Raw genomic sequence first — 17,073 nt, forward strand, 5'->3', positions numbered from 1 at the left:
GGCCTGCCTGCGCCGGTTCAAGCCCGCGAAGGTATCCAATCGCTGAAGTTGGTGGGGTAGACGGTCACTTTTTCGCCCTCGATGGGAACGATGCTGCGGTTGTCCAGCACCGCACCGTAATAGCGGGCATCGGGGTCGGTGACCACCTGCCGGGCATCGCCAGTTGCGGCAAACCAGGTCCGGATGAAGTCGTCCATGCCTTGCTTTTCGGGACCGGCGATGTTGATCACCCCGTTGGTCGGATCGCCGGTCGCCGCGCTGGTGACGGCCGTGGCGACATCCGCGGACGAAATGGGCTGGAATGCCCCGTGCGGCGCGCGGACCGTGTCGCCGTCGGCCAGCGAATCGGCGATGCCGCCAACGAATTCGAAGAACTGCGTCGCCCGCACGATCGAATGCGGAGATCCCGATTCCCTGAGCACCTTCTCCTGGGCGACCTTGGCCCGCATGTAGCCGCTGTCGGGCAACCGTTCGGCTCCGACGATCGAGAGCGCGACGTGGTGCGCTACGCCTGCTGCGCGCTCTGCCTCGAGGAGGTTGCGGGTGGAGGTGGTGAAAAATTCCAACACGTCGTCGTCGGCCCAGGACGGTGAGTTGGACACATCCACCACCGTGTGGACACCGGCGACGGCCTCTGCGACGCCTTCCCCGGTGATGGCGTTGACACCCGAGCTCGGCGATGCCGGGACAGCTTCATGGCCCTGCTCGGTCAGCATGGCGACAACCTGCGATCCGATCAGCCCGCTGCCACCGACCACCAAAACCTTCATGAGTGCGCCTTTCGAGTTTCCCGATGAACTGGTCTGTTCAGCATGGCGTCTGTGCCGTCTGCGCGAAACCCCCGACAGCCGCTAGGCGAAGCGCCGGGCGAGCCCGTCGTCGGTGCTGGCGACCGAGTAGCAGGCCGCGGTCGAAACGATCGTCGGCACGAGAAGTGAGAGTACGAAAACGAACATGACGAACGCACGGTTAGGTGTCGTCAGCCAGCCGATCGGAAAGCGGGCCAGGCTCACGGCAAGCCAGGACGCTGCGACGGCGAGGAACAGGGTTCCCACCGTGGCGACCTTGATCGACCGCAGCGCCAACTGCGTCGGCTCGGTGGTGTCGGCCAGCGAGCGGTTGAGGTTTTTCGTGCGGATGTAGACCACCGCGAGATCGAGCAGGATGGCCAGCGCGCAGAACGTCACTATCGTTCCCGTCAGCCAGAGCGCGGGCGGGTGGCCGAGAACAAAATGCAGGTAGTCGATGCTGGTCTCGCTCATGATCAACGTTGTCGCCATCGCGGCGCCGAAGGTCAGCCACCCGCCGAGGTCGGCGAGGAAGCAGGAGGCGCGGATGTCGGCGGGGTCATCGGTAGGCACCTTGTTTACCGCGTGACTGGCGAGCATCCAGCCCAGCCCCCCGAACAGTGCGGTGGTGCCTGCCGCGAGCATCCCGGTCGCCAAATTGCCCTGGGTCCAGGCGATCGCGCAGATGGCCTGCCGATCACCGTTGTCGGGCGGGTGGGTGCCGCTGATCAAGCTGAACAGATAGCTGTCGAGCATCAGGATCAGCACCGCCGACGAGAACAATGCCAGCGTGTGTACGCCTTCTCGGCTGTTGCGGTCGAACAGCAAGGCGATTGCGGTGATCAGGAAGCCGCCGAGCACACCGGCGAGCTGCGACGTCGACGACGCCGACGCGATCATGCTCCATTGATCGGAGCTGCAGGAGGTATCGGGATTCATCGACGCCGCTCACTCATGCGCCAAACCTTAGCCAGACCTGGAGCCGACGATGCCAAAAGTTTGCTGTTTTACCGTAACGATCGCATGCTTAAATCAACTGCTTGACTTAAAGCTGTGGGCGCCGATTAACTCGTCGTGTGGTTAATGAATTGGACGGCAAGGTTGCCATCGTGACCGGCGGGGCGTCGGGCATCGGTCGCGGCCTCGTGGAGCGGTTTGTGGCCGAGGGCGCTCGGGTCGTGATCGCCGATGTCGACACCGACCGGGGTGCGGCTCTTGTCGCGGACCTTGGCGCCAACGCTGTGTTCCAGGCGACGGATGTCTCCGATCCCGACCAGGTGGGGGCGCTGGTGGGCGCTGCCGTCGAGAAACTCGGAGGCTTGCACGTGATGGTGAACAATGCCGGGGTGTCCAGCGCCCTGCGGTGGAAATCGACGACGACCTCGCCGATTTCCACCGCATCATGGGCGTCAACGTGCTGGGCGTGATGGCGGGCACCCGAGATGCCGCGCGGCACATGGCCGAACACGGCGGGGGATCCATCATCAACATCACCTCGATCGGCGGCATCCAGGCCGGCGGCGGCGTGATGATCTATCGCGCATCCAAGGCGGCGGTCGTTCAGTTCACCAAGTCCGCGGCAATTGAGCTGGCGCGCCACGAGATTCGGGTCAATGCCATTGCACCGGGCAGCATTCCCACGCCGATTTTGGGCAAGTCGGCCGCCGGTATGGACCCGGAGCAGCTGAAGGAATTCGAGGCGCGGATTCGCCAGGGCATGCGCGACGACCGTCCGCTGAAGCGCGACGGCACGCCCGATGACGTCGCCGAGGCGGCCCTGTACTTCGCCACCGACCGGTCGCGCTACGTCACCGGAACGGTGCTGCCGGTGGACGGAGGGACGGTCGCGGGCAAGGTCGTCCAGTCCAGGAAGCGCGAGGGATGACCGAACGGCTCGAGCGTGACGCTGCAGTCACGTTCGGCGCCCAGCGTGACTGCAGCGTCACGCTCGAGGCCGCGGCCGAAACATTTAAATCAATCGCTTGACTTAAACGAGCCCGTGGGGTTGACTGGGCCAATGACCGCGGTAGGCAGGGCCGTTCGGACCGAACGGGCCAGCTCCACCCAGGAGGCGATCCTGGTCGCGGCCGAATGCCTCTACGCCGAGCACGGCATGTTCGCGGTATCGAATAGGCAGGTCAGCGAGGCCGCGGGGCAGGGCAACAACGCCGCGGTGGGCTATCACTTCGGCACCAAGGCCGATCTGGTGCGCGCCATCGAGGAGAAGCACCGCGGGCCCGTCGAGGAACTGCGTGAGCAGATGGTGACCGAGCTGGAGGCGTCGGGCGGGTCGGGCGAACTTCGAGCTTGGGTGGCTTGCCTGGTGCGCCCACTCACCGACCACCTGGACGACCTCGGCAACCCCACCTGGTACGCGCGCTTCGCCGCGCAGGCGATGACGGATCCGGCCTACTACAACATCGTCGTCAAGGGTGCGCTGAGCTCACCATCGCTGGTTCAGGTGGTCGATGGCTTCAACCGCTGCCTGCCCAACCTGCCGGCCGATGTGCACTTCGAACGCAACATCATGGCCCGAAACCTGTTGATGCACACCTGCGCCGACCGCGAACGTGCGCTTGCCGCGGGCTCTGCGATGGCCCAGCCCTCCTGGCGCGCAGCCGCATTCGGCCTCATCGACGCGATCGTGGGCCTGTGGCTGGCGCCGGTAACTCCGTACAAGTGAAGAGCATTCAGATGAAAGTGACTGTCGACCAGAACATTTGCGCCTCCTCGGGCAATTGCGTGATGAATGCACCCGAGGTGTTCGACCAGCGTGACGAGGACGGTGTCGTCGAGCTGCTCACTGAGCAGCCGTCCGCCGACCAGACCGACGGGGTGCGCCAGGCCGCCGCGGCGTGCCCTGCGCAGGCCATCTACATCGAGGAATGAAATGTCAGATGCACTGACAAGCACGACCGCCGCGGCCGTTTCCGAGATTCCGGACTACCCGATGGCCCGCAACGAGGGCTGCCCGTTTGCCCCGCCCCCGGATGTCATGGCCCTGGCACAAGAGCGGCCACTGTCCCGGGTTCGCATCTGGGACGGCAGCACGCCGTGGCTCATCACGGGTTACGAGCAAGTGCGCGAGCTGTTTTCCGATTCCCGGGTCAGCGTCGATGACCGGGTGTCCGGCTTCCCGCACTGGAACGAAGGCATGTTGTCGACCGTGCACAAGCGGCCCCGATCGGTGTTCACCGCCGACGGCGACGAGCACACCCGCTATCGGCGGATGCTGTCGAAACCGTTCACCTTCCGGCGGGTGGAAGGCCTGCGGCCGACGATCCAGCAGATCACCGACGACCACATCGACACGATGCTGGCCGGCCCACAGCCCGCGGATATCGTTGCCGGCATTGCGCTTCCGGTCCCATCCCTGGTGATCAGCCAGATGCTCGGCGTGCCCTACGAGGATGCCGAGATGTTCCAGCACCACGCCAATGTTGGCCTCGCGCGCTTCGCCGCTGCAGAGGACACCATGAAAGGTGCGATGAGCCTGCACAAGTACCTGGCTCAGTTGGTCGAAACAAAGATGGAGAACCCCGCCGAGGATGCGATCTCCGACCTGGCCGAACGCGTCAAGGCCGGCGAGCTCAGCGTCAAAGAAGCCGCGCAGCTCGGCACCGGATTGCTGATCGCCGGGCACGAGACCACCGCCAACATGATCGGTCTCGGAGTGCTTGCCCTACTGGAGAATCCCACTCAGCTCGCGGTGATCCGTGACGCCGAAGACCCGAAAGTCCTTGCCAGCGCGGTGGAGGAGTTGCTGCGCTACCTCAGCATCATCCAGAACGGTCAGCGTCGCGTCGCGGTCGACGACATCCACATCGCCGGCGAGACCATTCGTGCTGGCGAAGGCATCATCATCGACCTCGCCCCCGCCAACTGGGATGCCGACGCCTTCCCCGAGCCCGACCGGCTGTATGTGCACCGCGCCGGGGCCGACCGCAATGTCGCATTCGGTTACGGCCGTCACCAATGCGTGGGTCAGCAACTCGCGCGGGCGGAACTGCAGATCGTGTTCCAGACACTCGTGCGGCGCGTCCCGACCATGAAACTGGCCGTGCCGTTCGAAGACGTCCCCTTCAAACACGATCGACTCGCCTACGGCGTCTACGAGCTCCCAATTACCTGGTGAGCGAAATCCATTGAACAGCCCGATGATCACTTCTGAAATGCCGATCCAAATGGAGGGTCAATAATGTCAACGCCGACAACCACCGCTTCGCTTTACCCGCCCGGAGGTTATGGCGCCCCGAAGGATCGCCGCGGTCATGCCGCAGACAGCGATGTCGGGCTGCCGCAGGGGACCGTGGTCTTCTCTGCCGACAACCACATTTCGCTGGCCGACGACATCTTCTACGAGCGCTTCCCGGAAGACCTGAAGGACAAGGCGCCGCGGATCTGGTACGAGGACGGTGCCTACCAAGTCGGCCGTAAGGGGCAATCGTTCCTGCCTGGCGACTTCAGCGCCGTGCTGATGCAGTATGACGACCTGCCCGGTGCCGCGAGCACCAACATCGAGGCCCGGATCCAAGAGCTTCGCGAGGACGGCGTCGAGAAGGAACTGGCCTTCCCCAACGCGATACTTGCGCTGTTTCACTACCCCGACAAGCAACTTCGCGAACTCGCGTTCCGCATCTACAACGAGTACATCGCCGAGCTGCAGGAACGCTCGAACGGCCACTTCTACGGAGCCGGCCTGATCAACTGGTGGGACCCGCAGGGCACCAGGAAGACGCTGGAAGAGCTGAAGTCTTTGGGGCTCAAGACTTTCCTGCTGCCGCTCAATCCGGGCAAGGATGACGACGGCAACGTGATCGACTACGGCTGCACCGCGATGAAGCCGGTGTGGGACGAGATCGAAGCCGCCGGCCTGCCCATCACGCACCACATCGGCGAGACGCCGCCGAAAACTCCATGCCAGTTCAACAGCGTGGTGGTCGGCATGATGATCAACGTCGACGGCTTCCGCGAGCAGTTCGCCAAGTATCTCTTCACCGGAATTCTCGATGACCATCCCAGCCTGCGTATCGGCTGGTTCGAAGGTGGGATCGCCTGGGTGCCTTGGGCTTTGCAAGATGCCGAGCATCTGGTCGCGTCCTACCAGCATATGTTCAACCGGCCGCTCGAGCACGATGTGCGCTACTACTGGGACACCCACATGAGCGCATCGTTCATGGTTGACCCGCTGGGCCTGCAACTGATCGACCAGATCGGGGTGGACAGGGTGATGTGGTCCAGCGACTATCCGCACAACGAAAGCACTTACGGCTATTCCGAGAAGTCGCTGACAGCCGTTGTCGACGCGGTCGGTTCGGCGAACGCGAAGAAAATCGTCAGCGACAACATCACGAAGTTCTTGGGTCTGTAGTGACGACATTCGCGCGACTGGACACCAGCACCGGTAACGGCCTGGTGATTCCCGAAACACCAGACCTTCCTCGCCTACGTCGCGAGACCGGGGCGCGGTTGCGGGCGGCCATGGCCGCCCGTGGCGTTGACGCGATGATCCTGCTGGGCAACAACGCCGTGGTCTACGCCACCGGTGCCAGCTGGCCCCTCGGCGACGCCGGCCTGTCGTACGTCGAGCGACCGGTGGCCGTGGTGGTCGCCAATGACGAGTGGCCACACCTGTTCCTGCCGTTCCGCGCGGGAGCGTCACAGGAGTCCGACTTGCCCGCCGATCACTTGCACGGGCCGGTCTATCTCGAATTCGAAGAAGGCGTAGCCAATTTCGCACGCACGATCGCCGGCCTGATTCCGCCCGCAGCGGTGATCGCGGTCGACGAGTGCACCGGTGCGATGTGTCGTGCCGCGAATCTGTTGTTCCCGGGCGGTGCTCCCGTCGATGCCGCGGCCATCGTCAGTGCGGCCAAGTCGGTCAAGACTCCGGATGAATTGTCGTGCATGCGCACCGCGATCCGGATCACCGACGAAGCCATGGTCGAAGTCCAGAAGCAGCTGGCCCCAGGAATCCGCCAGATCGATTTGTCGGCACGCTTTTTGCGCCGCGCCTTCGAGTTGGGGGCAACGGCCAGCATGCTCGAACCAATCTGGCAGGTGATGCCGTCGAGCAAGGCCGAGGGCGTGTGGACCACGCACGGCGATCTGGCGCTACCACTGTTGACCACCGAGCGTGAGCTGGCCGAAGGTGACGTGCTGTGGACCGACGTCAGCATCACCTACCAGGGTTACTGCTCCGACTTCGGGCGCACCTGGATCGTTGGCCGTGACCCGTCGCCGCGTCAGCAGGCGCAATTCGACAAATGGTTCGAGATCGTCAGCGCGGTGCTCGGTGTCGCCAAGGCCGGTGCCACCGCCGCAGATCTGGGCCGGGCCGCCATCGTGGCCAACGGCGGCACCAAGCCGTGGCTGCCGCACTTTTATCTGGGTCATGGCATCGGAGTCAACGCCGCCGAAATGCCGATGATCGGAACAGATCTCGGCCAGGACTTCGACGAGAATTTCGTTCTGCAAGCCGGGATGGTGCTGGTTCTCGAGCCGGTGGTCTGGGAAGACGGAACCGGCGGCTATCGCAGCGAAGAGGTGCTGGTGATTACCGAGGAAGGCTGGATTCGTTTGACCAACTACCCCTATGACCCTTATGGGAACTGAAGTCCTGCCCGACGAGCGCACGCTGCGCTTGGGGCGTCGCCAGCGGGCGCTAGACCAAATGGCGGCACACGATCTCGATGTCTTGGTCCTCGGCCGGCAGGCCAACGTCCGTTACGTGACGGGGGCGCCGCAACTGTGGGTCGCCGGTACCCGGCCGTTCGGGCCGACCTGTGTGCTGGTGCGCGAGACCGGCGCCGTGCACCTCCTCAGCACCTGGGACGAGGGCGTTCCCGACGACATCCCGCACGAGAACCTTTACGGCATCTCGTGGAATCCGGTGAACACCATGGCGGCGCTGAGCCGCATCGACGGTGCGGTAACCGCCTGGCGGGTCGGAACCGATGCGTTTTCACCGGTGATGGCTCAGCTGCTGCCAACAGCGTTTCCCAATGCACAACTGGTCGACGGGGAGCTGGCCATGCGGTCCGCCCGCCGGATTAAGACGGCCGAGGAGATCGCGGCGCTGCGGGAATCCGTCGCGGTGGCCGAAGCGGCTCTGGCGGCCGCGGTCTGCGAGTTGCGGCCCGGCGTACGCGAACCGGCGCTGGCCGGTGTCTTACTGGAGGCCTCGGCGGCCGGCGGCGTGAGCACCCCGTCGAATCAAGATGTGGCATGGGTGACTTCACGGACGCACCCCTGGCGACGTGCCGATGGTGACGGTCGTATCCAGGATGGCGATCTGGTGGCATTCTCCGCCGGAGTCCTGGCGGGCGGCTATGTCGGTGAGGTCGGCCGGACCTGGCCGGCGGACCGCAGGCACGTCCCCAACGGCGCCGCGGCGCTGTACGGTCGCTGGGAGAGCCTGTGGGGCAAGCTGATCGCCGCCTGCCTCCCTGGTGCGGGAGCCGCCGAACTCCTTGCCGCCTACCAGGCAGCCGGAGAGCCGGAGCCGCCGATGCCGGTGGCCCGCGGCTTGGGCATGGGATTCGACCCGCCGGTGGTCTCCAAGCACCTACCCGCAACCGCGGTGCGGGAACGTCTGGAGCCGGGGATGGTGCTCGCAGTGACGGGCTACGTGTGGGAAGAGGGAGTCGGCGCGGTGTTCGGCCGGGAAGCGGTCCTGATCACCGCTGACGGCTCCGAAGTGCTCACCGCGAGCCCGTTCTGGCAGCCCTGACCATGCCCGACCCCGTCCAGCCGGCGGCCGGCAGGGACGCCAAAGCGAAGAGAAGGAAATAGTGGCGGCCCACCACGTCGAGCCGCCACTGACCGGATACCGGGTGATCGATCTGTCCACCGGTATCGCGGGCGCGTACTGCACCAAGCTGCTCGCCGACGGCGGCGCCGATGTCATCAAAGTCGAATCACCAGAAGGTGATCCGCTGCGCGCGTGGTCGGCTTCGGGTGCCGCAATCCCGCCCGGCAGTGACGGCGCCTTATTCAGTTTCCTGTCCGGCGCAAAACACAGCGTGGTCGCCGATCCCAACGAGGATGCCGAACTCGTGAACCGTCTGCTGGCGTCGGCGGACGCGGTGGTCTGGTCTGTCGGTTCGAAAGTCACTGAGCACCCGGACTTTACGCCGCGCGCCGTCCGCGGCCGCCATCCTTATCTCACCGTCACCGCGATTACGCCCTTCGGGCTCGACGGCCCCTGGCGCGACCGCGCCGCGACCGAGTTCACGCTGCAGGCGTGGTCGGGCGGAATTGTCGGGCTCGGCCGTGGCGAGCAGGAGCGGGCGCCCGTCTTCATCGGTGGTCAGGTCGGCGAGTACCTGGCCGGCGCCTACGCAAGCGTGGCCACCTTGACGTCTCGGTACCGCCGAATCGGCGGCGGGACAGGCGAACTGCTGGATCTGTCGATGCTCGAAACCCAGATCCTGTGCCTGACGTATTACCCGGTCACCTACTTCGAACTGCTCGGGCGGCCATGGCGAGATGCCCGGCGGCCGACGGTGCCCGGAGTGGCTCAGGCGAAGGACGGCCTGGTGGATCTCGGGTGTGGAACTGCGCAGCAGTGGTTTGACTTGTGTGCGATGGTCGGTCACCCGGAGTGGATCGACGAGGAGTCGCCGCTGTCGATCACCGAACTGGCCAACGTCTACGCCGACGAGGTCTTCGCCTGGCTGGCCGCCACGCCGGTCGACGAAATCCGGGAACTGGCGACGGCGTTCCGGATTCCCAACGCGCCCGTCGCCAACGGTGCCAATGTGACGTCGTTCGATCAGTTCGCCGAGCGCGGTTCGTTCGTCCGCAATCCGCGCTACGGCTTCCAGCAGCCGAGTCACCCCTATCGGATGTGGCCCGCGCAATTGCGCCAGCCACATCCGGCGCCGCGGTTGGGGGAGCACACCCAGCACTATCGCACCGCGAATCTGCCGCCGCGGCACGAACCGGCCGGGGCTGCAAAAGCATTGCCGTTCAGCGATCTTCGCGTGTTGGACATGACGACGTTCTGGGCCGGCCCCTGCGGAACCCACTTTCTGGCGATGCTTGGTGCCGAGGTGATCCACGTCGAATCCACCCGTCGCCCGGATGGCACTCGGCTGATCGCCGGCATACCGGTCACCGAGGACCAGTGGTGGGAAAAGTCGCCCATCTTCGAGGCACTGAACACCAATAAGAAGGGCCTGACACTCGACCTGCAGAGTCCCCGCGGCCGAGAGCTGCTACTTCAGCTCATCGCAACGTGCGACGTGGTCGTGGAGAATTTCACGCCGCGGGTACTGGACCAGATGGGCCTGGATTTCGCTGCCATTCAAGCGATTCGGCCGGACGTGGTGATGGTGCGGATGCCCGGTTTCGGTCTCGAAGGGCCATGGCGCGACAACCCGGCATTCGCCTACGTCATCGAATCTGCGGCCGGCGTGACTTGGCTCACCGGCTATCCGGACCGCACACCGTATGACCCCTATTCGATCGGTGATCCGAACGCGGGTGTGCATGTGCTCAACGCGATACTGCTGGCGCTGGAACACCGTCGGCGCACCGGCGAGGGCGTGTTCGTCGAAGCCGCGATGGTCGATGCGGCACTGAGTATCTCCGCCGAGCAGATCATCGAGTACTCGGCGTACGGGGCGCTGCTGGAGCGCGACGGTAACCGGGGACCAACGGCCGCGCCCCAGAATTTGTACCGCAGCGCCGACATCGACGAATTCGGCCGGCTCGACAGCTGGGTCGCCGTCGCCGTGGCAACCGACGAGCAGTGGCATAAGTTATGCCAGGCACTCGGATCACCTTCCTGGGCAACCAATCCCGATCTGTGCACCGAGGCCGGCCGGAGCACACAACACGATTTGATCGACGAACACCTCAGCGCCTGGTGCGCAAGCCGCAGCCGCGACGACATCGTCGCGGTCCTCTGGGAGGCCGGCGTGCCGGTGGCCAAAGTCCTGCAACCGCATCGGCAGACCGAGCTGGAGCAGTTGGCGTCTCGCGGCTTCTTCGAAGAAGTCGAGCATCCGGTGAGCGGCCGAGCCCGCCTGGGCACCATCCCGATGAGGTTCTCGGGCGGGCCGGAGCTGTTTCACGCCAATCCCGCACCCACCCTGGGGCAGCACAACCACGAGCTGCTGGCCGAGTTAGGCCTGAGCCCCGCAGAGATCGCGCACCTTGAAGCTGACGGCGTGATCGGTAGCGCACCGGCGATGCGTACGGGGAGCTGACCGGCGATTCAGTAGTGCGTCAATCTGAATCAATGCCGCCGGCGTTTGGCGCCGTCAGCCAGAAAACACTGGCAGGTCAATTCCCGCCGCCGCATTCTCCGCTGCGCTGGCGAGCACGTAGCCGTATTTCTCTGTGGTGGCGATGAAATGCTCGAGGCGCTCGGCCGTGACGGGAACGGGTTCGCCCGTCGCCGCTTTGCCGACCTCTTTGAAGAAATTGCCCAGTCGCAAGGTGGTCACAACAAGATCCACTACCGGCTCGTCCGACACATTGCGGTGCGCATGTAGCACTCCGCCGGGTATCCGCACGTAATCCCCGGCTTGGGCATCGTGCCACTCGAGTCCATGGTCGGTCTGGATCAGTACCTGCTGGGTACCGGAAAGGATAAGGAAATCCTCGGCGTCGGGATGGCTGTGGATTGGCACGGTTGTGCCGGGCGGAATGACGCCGCGCATGACGCAGAACTGACCGTGCTCATCGTCGGACCAAGTTACGAACTCGACGCTGGGACCGAACACCTCGAACGCCTCTCTGGCGGTTCCTGCTGCGATTCGGTGCAGTAGTTCGCTGTTTGCCGAATGAGAATGCATGCTCGCCCCTTCCGGCGCGTTCGCACGACGCAGCCGATACCTACTGAACGAGGCGCTGTGTTGACGAGTTCAAGGGCAATATGGCCCAAGGGGACTAGCGCTTCCACCCCTGGGCGGCCTGGTCGTCGAAGGCTTGGTCGATGCGTTCGAACCGGCGCTTGACCGAGGCCCGGGCCGCCTCGTGCGGCAGGATGTACAACCGATTGGCCGCAATCGCGTCCGCGGTCAGCCGCGCCACGTCGTCCGCCGACACTGCCTCGTCCTGCGTCGGCGGGAGCGGGCCGAACCCCTCTGTCAGGTCGGGTGCCGAGGCGAGACCGTAATCCGCGCCGCGGATACGTTCGGAGTTGGAGACCAGTTTGGTTTCCACGACCATCGGGCAGAGCACTGAGACGCCGATGCCGTTGTCCTTGACCTCGCGGGCCAACGTCTCGGCCAAGCCGACAACGCCATACTTGGCAACGCCGTACGCCCCGAGGCCGGCATTGGGCACCAGCCCGGCAAACGACGCGGTAAAGGCGATGTGTCCGCCCTTGCCCTGCTCGATCAACTTCGGCAGGAACGCCTCGACGGCGTGGATTGAGCCCCACAAATCGATGTCGATCACCCAGCGCCAGTCCTCGTGCGTCATCGCCACGAGCGGGCCCGCGACAACGATGCCGGCGTTGCTGAAAACGATGTCGACCTGACCGAGCAGGCGGAACGCCTCGTCCGCGAGGTGAACCATCTCGTCGAGATTCCGCACGTCGCACTCCACGCCGTAGGCCTCGACGCCCTCGCCTTTTAGGTGTGCCACGGCACGCTCCAGCGTTGCCTTGTCGACGTCGGCCAGCATCACGCGGGCTCCGCGGCGGGCGAACTCGGTGGCGGTAGCGAAGCCGATTCCGCTTGCACCGCCGGTGATGACTGCCCCGCGCCCAACAAATCCGTCCATGGAATGCGAGAGTATTACTCCAGACCCGACGCCCTGACCGCGGTCCAACCCTGCGCCTGACCAATGTGAGAGAACCCATATTGATAGGACACGAACTATTAGGGCACGATGTAAGCGTGGCGAGGCTGACCGCACGTGAGATCGATCCGCTGGCACTCGAGCACCAGGTGTGCTTCGCGCTGGCGACGACCAACCGGGCGGTTTTGGCGGTGTACCGACCTCTACTGGAGCCGCTTGGCCTGACTCATCCGCAATATCTGGTGATGCTGGCGCTGTGGGATCACCGCAAGACTCCCGGGGCTGACCAGTCGCCGCTGTCGGTCAAGCAGATCGCGGCCGCGTTGCAGTTGGACTCGGCCACGCTCTCGCCGATGCTCAAACGCTTGGACGGACTTGGCCTGATCAACCGCGCCAAGAATGTCTCCGACGAGCGCAGCACCGACGTCATGCTCACCAAACGCGGAATTGCTTTGCGCGAGCACGCACTTGAGATTCCACCCGCCGTCGTCGCACGGCTGGGTGTCGAGCTGACTGAACTCGAGAACCTGCATCAGGTCCTGACCCGAATCAACGCCGCCGCCGTGGCGGCGGGCGCACTGCAATACTGAGGAGTCATCATGACCGCCGCGAAACCGAGTCTCTGGCAGCGCATCGGCTATGCTTACGGCCGGCGCCTACCCGACTCGATGCACAGCTGGGTCGCCCACGACCTGGCCGGCGAGGGAGCCATCCGCCGGCACATGATCAGGTGGGCAATACCGCCCCTGTTCGTCCTCGCCCCGTTCTGGCTGCTACCCGCCTCGCTCTACGTGCACACCGAGATGACGGTACCGCTCTACGCCTGGGCGCTGGTGATAACCTTTGCGCTGAACAAGGTTTGGCGCCGGCACCGACTGGCAGTCCATGGACTGGACCCGAACTTGGTCGATGTGATCAACCGCCAGAAACAGGCACGGATGCACGAGGACTACGCCCGCCGTTACGGGCCGCGGCCGGAAGAGGCCGAATGGCAGTCCAACAGCAGCCCGTTCTAGCGGCTACTTCAGGCAGCTGCCACCGTCGACGGGCAGCGTTACGCCGGTAATGTAACGCGCCTCGTCGGATGCCAGGAACAGCACCGCGTTCGCGATGTACTCGGGCTCGACCCAGCCGATCGGCAGGGTGTGCATCAGCTGGCCGACGACCTTCATGTCATCGGGTCCCGGGTTCTCCAGATCGGGACGGAACAGCTTCATGGTCCCCTCGTTCATGAACAGCGGGGTGTTGACGTTGGTCGGGTGCACGGAGTTGACGCGGATGTTCTGCGCGCCGAGTTCGACGGCGAAGGTGCGCATCAAGCCCACCACACCGTGCTTAGCGGCGACGTAGTGGCCGGTGTGCGGATATGCCTTGAGGCCGCCGACCGAGCTGGTGAGGATGATCGAGCCGCCGTTGCCGCCCGCGAGGATATGCGGCACACCGGCTTTCACGGTCTTCCATACGCCGGCGAGGTTGATGTCGATCATGGCGGTCCAGTCGGTCTCGCTGGTCTTGTCCAGCGTCTGGCCGCCGTTGCCGATGCCCGCGTTGGCGACGATGATGTCGAGCTTGCCGAGCTGCTCGACGCCGGTGTCCACAGCGGACTTGAGCGCGTCGTAGTCCCGGACGTCGACCTCGGCGGTGTAGATCCGACGGTTGTGTGCCTTCACCAGATCTGCGGTCTCGGCCAGATCCTCCGGCGTGGAGGCGGCGATGAGATCCACGGTGTCGATCTTCTTGCAGATGTCGACTGCGATGATGTCGGCGCCCTCCTGGGCCAACCGCACCGCATGTGCACGCCCCTGACCACGCGCCGCGCCGGTGACGAAAGCAACTTTGCCTTCAACACGTCCAGTCATCACTACCTCAATTCGTTGATCGCACCGGCACGTCTGCGCTCAGAACTGCCGCGCTCGCAGGAACCGCGTGCGCCACGTTCCCAGGGGAGTGGGGCGGGTGCCGCCACTGAACTCTGTCATCACCCGGCAATAGGTGTCAACGGCGAATCCGTTTTGGCTATTTGTAATTCTAAATATTAGAGAATCATATTCTCATCAAGCAAATCGCGTGCGTTATTTGCTCAGGTCAAAGGGGGCGAGGCGGGCCTCTCGGGGTCCGCGCTGGTGAGTGCTAGCCGACGAATCCGGCCGAGCAGAAATCCCATACCTCGTCGGCGGTGATCGGGTGGATCGTCGCGTCGTCGGGGCCGCCGCTGGACTGCGCGATGAACATGACCGTTTGCATCGCCATCGCGGCAATGCGGCGGGGATTGAGTCCGTCGCGCAACTTGCCGGCATCGTAGGCGGCTTCCATGAGCTCGGTCAGCAACGCAAGCAGTGGTGCGTGTGCGATCTTGACCTCGGCCGGGTGTGTTACCAGCAACCGCGGTGCAAAGTCGGTAAACAGCGGCCGCTTGGCTTCGGGGTCCGGTCGGGAGGCCTCGTACAACAGCTCGATGGCAACCTGGAGCCGCTCGAGCGGGTCGGAATGGCTTTCAGTCGCGGCCCGGATCTGGTCGGCCGAGCGGCTCAGCGCATCTTCGAACAATGCGAGCAGCAGTTCGTGCTTACCGTCAAACTGCAGGTAGAAGCTCCGCAGCGACTGGCGCGAGCGGTCCACGACCTCCTGGACGGTAAAGTCCGTGCTGCCCTTCTCGATGATGATCGCCTGAGCCGCATCGAGGAAGCGCTGAACGCGCTGTGCCGCGCGCAGTTTCGCAGTCTTTATGGATCGCTCGACGGCGCGCTGCTTCCAGGCCGGCTCTTCGCTTGGATTGGTCACCGAGGACTCGGACGGTTGCCGCGAGGGGAGAACATGGTTGGACTCTACCGGAGAACGCCGTGACATCGGTGCGCTCGACCCCCTCACGGAACATATGTCGGAGATTGTAACTTCCTTGCCACGAGAATACTATTCTCCTACACGTGTGTATAGAAGCGGATTAGCAAGAGTGAACCGCGCCGTCGGCGGAAACCCGGATCTACCGATGTCCCACGCGCTTAGCGAATATCTCAGGGAGTGCTGTGCAGCTGACCTTTGACTCCGATGTCGAGGAGTTCCGTGCGGAATTTGCGGCTTTCCTCGACGCGAATCCTCTCGACGCGGCGGTGACAGGCGAGCGGCCGCGGTCGAGTTCGGACATTCCGGAGTGGGCCCGCCGCTGGCAACGGCTGCTATTCGACAACGGATGGCTGCTGCCTAGCAACCCGCCGGAGTTCGGTGGGCGCAACGCCACGCTGTTGCAGCAATACGTGTACCTCGAGGAGTTGTCGCGACGGCGGATCTATCAGAGTTTCAATCCACAGGGAGTGGGCATCATCGCAGCCTCGCTGCTGTCATTCGGCACGCCGGAGCAAAAGCAGCGCTGGGCGGTGCCGATTCTGCGCGCGGAGATGACCGCATCGCTGGGTATGAGCGAGCCCGGAGCCGGTTCGGATCTAGCGTCGTTGAAAACCCGGGCGGTACTTGACGGCGACCACTTCGTCGTCAACGGACAGAAGGTGTGGACGTCGGGTGCCCATCACGCCGATGTGCTGCTGACATTCGTGCGCACCGACCCGGACGCACCAAAACACAAGGGCATCAGCGCTTTACTGATTCCGACCGACACTCCCGGTGTGGTCTGCCGGCCGTTCGCCTCGGTGGGTGACATCGAGGACGTCGACTTCAACGAGGTCTTTTTCACCGATGCGCGGGTATCGGCCGAGAATTTGGTGGGGGAGCTCAACGCGGGTTGGCGCGTCGCTACCGGTTCGCTCGGTCACGAGCGCGCCATGCTCTGGCTGGATTACGAGGACATGCTGCACGCGATGACCGTCGAGTCCAGCCCATCGGGTTCCGTGCAGCGGGATCGCTACGCGACGCTGGTGATGGATTTTTACGCGATGCGGCTACTGGGGTCGGCGACCCTGGCCAAGGCCGCACGCGGTGAAGAGGACGTACCCGCCCAATCGGTGCTCAAGCTGCTGGGTTCGGAGGCGATGCAACGTGCCTGTGAGGACGCTCTGGGCGCCAAGGGGGGCGACGGCCTGGTATTGCGTGGGGTCACCGCCCCGTTCGCGCCACTCAACCTGGACAGCCACTACGGCAGCTGGTTCGACCGCTACACACGCACCTTCGCCGCGACCATCGCGGGAGGCACTTCCGAAGTTCAGCGCAACATCATTGCCGAGCGCGTCCTGGGGCTGCCCCGCGGTTAGCAGTTGGTGGTGGCGGGGTTGTCCAGGCACCGCTGCAGACGGCCCGGATCCTGGGAGTCCAGCCAGGAGTAGTAGCCGATGGCGATGAGCCCGGCCACGATCGCCACCGTCCCTAACACCATGCCGGCTATTGCGGCCCGGTGATTCGTCGCTTCACCGCGGCTGACTCGCCGCCGGGCGATGTCGCCTGTCAGCAGGGCCGCGATACCCAAGGGCACTCCCAGCAGCAGCCAGCAGGTGGCCACTGCCAACCCGCCCAGGATCACCGACGCGGCGCCGGCCTGATTTCGGGGTTCTACGGGGTAGCGCATGTGCGCCAATTCTAG

General features: G+C 64.5%; 16 protein-coding genes and 3 pseudogenes. 12 read left to right on the forward strand and 7 right to left on the reverse strand.

Going from position 1 to position 17,073, the window contains the following annotated elements; all coding sequences use genetic code 11:
- Positions 1 to 17: 17 nt before the first annotated feature.
- Together H7K34_RS12365 and H7K34_RS12370 are read right to left on the reverse strand one after the other, a co-directional pair.
- On the reverse strand, positions 18 to 770 hold the full coding sequence (locus tag H7K34_RS12365) for an SDR family oxidoreductase (protein WP_264062202.1): 753 nt from the start codon (positions 768 to 770) through the stop codon (positions 18 to 20).
- Between the two features lie 81 nt (positions 771 to 851).
- Entirely contained in the window at positions 852 to 1,727 is an 876-nt protein-coding gene (locus H7K34_RS12370) for a hypothetical protein (protein WP_108925743.1), read from the reverse strand.
- A 137-nt stretch (positions 1,728 to 1,864) separates the two neighbouring features.
- Between H7K34_RS12370 and H7K34_RS12375 the strand changes: the two are divergent.
- From H7K34_RS12375 to H7K34_RS12410, 8 genes and pseudogenes are all read left to right on the forward strand, one after another.
- A pseudogene (locus H7K34_RS12375) lies at positions 1,865 to 2,673 on the forward strand (SDR family NAD(P)-dependent oxidoreductase).
- A 132-nt stretch (positions 2,674 to 2,805) separates the two neighbouring features.
- Positions 2,806 to 3,471 (forward strand): TetR family transcriptional regulator, encoded by a 666-nt coding sequence (locus tag H7K34_RS12380; protein ID WP_264062203.1) that lies wholly within the window; start codon positions 2,806 to 2,808, stop codon positions 3,469 to 3,471.
- Between the two features lie 11 nt (positions 3,472 to 3,482).
- Positions 3,483 to 3,677, forward strand: a complete 195-nt coding sequence (locus H7K34_RS12385; protein WP_108925860.1) for a ferredoxin — start codon at positions 3,483 to 3,485, stop codon at positions 3,675 to 3,677.
- Between the two features lies 1 nt (position 3,678).
- Positions 3,679 to 4,923 (forward strand): cytochrome P450, encoded by a 1,245-nt coding sequence (locus H7K34_RS12390; protein ID WP_264062204.1) that lies wholly within the window; start codon positions 3,679 to 3,681, stop codon positions 4,921 to 4,923.
- A 174-nt stretch (positions 4,924 to 5,097) separates the two neighbouring features.
- Positions 5,098 to 6,159, forward strand: coding sequence for an amidohydrolase family protein (locus tag H7K34_RS12395; RefSeq protein WP_264062453.1), 1,062 nt, complete (start codon positions 5,098 to 5,100; stop codon positions 6,157 to 6,159).
- Positions 6,159 to 7,403, forward strand: a complete 1,245-nt coding sequence (locus tag H7K34_RS12400; RefSeq protein WP_264062205.1) for a M24 family metallopeptidase — start codon at positions 6,159 to 6,161, stop codon at positions 7,401 to 7,403. The genes H7K34_RS12395 and H7K34_RS12400 overlap by 1 nt, the downstream gene beginning before the upstream one ends.
- A complete protein-coding gene (locus H7K34_RS12405; RefSeq protein WP_264062206.1) occupies positions 7,393 to 8,520 on the forward strand; it encodes a M24 family metallopeptidase in 1,128 nt (375 codons plus the stop codon). Before H7K34_RS12400 ends, H7K34_RS12405 begins: the two co-directional genes overlap by 11 nt.
- Before the next feature lie 61 nt (positions 8,521 to 8,581).
- Positions 8,582 to 11,005 carry a CaiB/BaiF CoA transferase family protein gene (locus H7K34_RS12410; RefSeq protein ID WP_264062207.1) on the forward strand — a complete coding sequence of 808 codons (2,424 nt, stop codon included), beginning with the start codon at positions 8,582 to 8,584 and terminating at the stop codon, positions 11,003 to 11,005.
- A 54-nt stretch (positions 11,006 to 11,059) separates the two neighbouring features.
- Here H7K34_RS12410 and H7K34_RS12415 read toward each other — a convergent pair whose 3' ends face one another.
- Positions 11,060 to 11,524, reverse strand: coding sequence for a cupin domain-containing protein (locus H7K34_RS12415; protein ID WP_264062208.1), 465 nt, complete (start codon positions 11,522 to 11,524; stop codon positions 11,060 to 11,062).
- A 166-nt stretch (positions 11,525 to 11,690) separates the two neighbouring features.
- A complete protein-coding gene (locus H7K34_RS12420) occupies positions 11,691 to 12,530 on the reverse strand; it encodes an SDR family NAD(P)-dependent oxidoreductase (RefSeq protein WP_264062209.1) in 840 nt (279 codons plus the stop codon).
- Between the two features lie 116 nt (positions 12,531 to 12,646).
- Between H7K34_RS12420 and H7K34_RS12425 the strand changes: the two genes are divergently transcribed.
- Together H7K34_RS12425 and H7K34_RS12430 are read left to right on the forward strand one after the other, a co-directional pair.
- Positions 12,647 to 13,138, forward strand: coding sequence for a MarR family winged helix-turn-helix transcriptional regulator (locus tag H7K34_RS12425; protein WP_264062210.1), 492 nt, complete (start codon positions 12,647 to 12,649; stop codon positions 13,136 to 13,138).
- A gap of 9 nt (positions 13,139 to 13,147) precedes the next feature.
- Entirely contained in the window at positions 13,148 to 13,564 is a 417-nt protein-coding gene (locus tag H7K34_RS12430; protein ID WP_108925862.1) for a DUF5313 domain-containing protein, read from the forward strand.
- Positions 13,565 to 13,567: 3 nt separating this feature from the next.
- Here the strand turns inward: H7K34_RS12430 and H7K34_RS12435 are convergent, their stop codons facing one another.
- Both H7K34_RS12435 and H7K34_RS12440 read right to left on the reverse strand, forming a co-directional pair.
- On the reverse strand, positions 13,568 to 14,407 hold the full coding sequence (locus H7K34_RS12435; RefSeq protein WP_264062211.1) for a mycofactocin-coupled SDR family oxidoreductase: 840 nt from the start codon (positions 14,405 to 14,407) through the stop codon (positions 13,568 to 13,570).
- Between the two features lie 271 nt (positions 14,408 to 14,678).
- Positions 14,679 to 15,329, reverse strand: a complete 651-nt coding sequence (locus tag H7K34_RS12440) for a TetR/AcrR family transcriptional regulator (protein WP_108925753.1) — start codon at positions 15,327 to 15,329, stop codon at positions 14,679 to 14,681.
- Positions 15,330 to 15,571: 242 nt separating this feature from the next.
- On the opposite strand from H7K34_RS12440, the pseudogene H7K34_RS27030 reads away from it, so the two are divergent.
- Together H7K34_RS27030 and H7K34_RS27035 are read left to right on the forward strand one after the other, a co-directional pair.
- Positions 15,572 to 16,225: pseudogene (locus H7K34_RS27030) on the forward strand (acyl-CoA dehydrogenase family protein); the annotation flags it as partial.
- A gap of 60 nt (positions 16,226 to 16,285) precedes the next feature.
- A pseudogene (locus H7K34_RS27035) lies at positions 16,286 to 16,747 on the forward strand (acyl-CoA dehydrogenase family protein); the annotation flags it as partial.
- Here H7K34_RS27035 and H7K34_RS12450 read toward each other — a convergent pair.
- On the reverse strand, positions 16,744 to 17,058 hold the full coding sequence (locus H7K34_RS12450; RefSeq protein WP_264062213.1) for a DUF4190 domain-containing protein: 315 nt from the start codon (positions 17,056 to 17,058) through the stop codon (positions 16,744 to 16,746). The pseudogene H7K34_RS27035 and the gene H7K34_RS12450 sit on opposite strands and share 4 nt — an antisense overlap.
- Positions 17,059 to 17,073 lie beyond the last annotated feature (15 nt).

The organism is Mycobacterium montefiorense (assembly GCF_025823255.1).
In the GTDB taxonomy this organism is placed as follows: domain Bacteria; phylum Actinomycetota; class Actinomycetes; order Mycobacteriales; family Mycobacteriaceae; genus Mycobacterium; species Mycobacterium montefiorense.

Excerpts from the sequence above, each read along its gene's own strand:
- H7K34_RS12365 (WP_264062202.1), bottom strand. The coding sequence starts at position 770 with ATGAAGGTTTTGGTGGTCGGTGGCAGCGGGCTGATCGGATCGCAGGTT.
- H7K34_RS12370 (WP_108925743.1), bottom strand. The coding sequence starts at position 1,727 with ATGAATCCCGATACCTCCTGCAGCTCCGATCAATGGAGCATGATCGCG.
- H7K34_RS12380 (WP_264062203.1), top strand. The coding sequence starts at position 2,806 with ATGACCGCGGTAGGCAGGGCCGTTCGGACCGAACGGGCCAGCTCCACC.
- H7K34_RS12385 (WP_108925860.1), top strand. The coding sequence starts at position 3,483 with ATGAAAGTGACTGTCGACCAGAACATTTGCGCCTCCTCGGGCAATTGC.
- H7K34_RS12390 (WP_264062204.1), top strand. The coding sequence starts at position 3,679 with ATGTCAGATGCACTGACAAGCACGACCGCCGCGGCCGTTTCCGAGATT.
- H7K34_RS12405 (WP_264062206.1), top strand. The coding sequence starts at position 7,393 with ATGGGAACTGAAGTCCTGCCCGACGAGCGCACGCTGCGCTTGGGGCGT.
- H7K34_RS12420 (WP_264062209.1), bottom strand. The coding sequence starts at position 12,530 with ATGGACGGATTTGTTGGGCGCGGGGCAGTCATCACCGGCGGTGCAAGC.
- H7K34_RS12430 (WP_108925862.1), top strand. The coding sequence starts at position 13,148 with ATGACCGCCGCGAAACCGAGTCTCTGGCAGCGCATCGGCTATGCTTAC.
- H7K34_RS12435 (WP_264062211.1), bottom strand. The coding sequence starts at position 14,407 with ATGACTGGACGTGTTGAAGGCAAAGTTGCTTTCGTCACCGGCGCGGCG.
- H7K34_RS12450 (WP_264062213.1), bottom strand. The coding sequence starts at position 17,058 with ATGCGCTACCCCGTAGAACCCCGAAATCAGGCCGGCGCCGCGTCGGTG.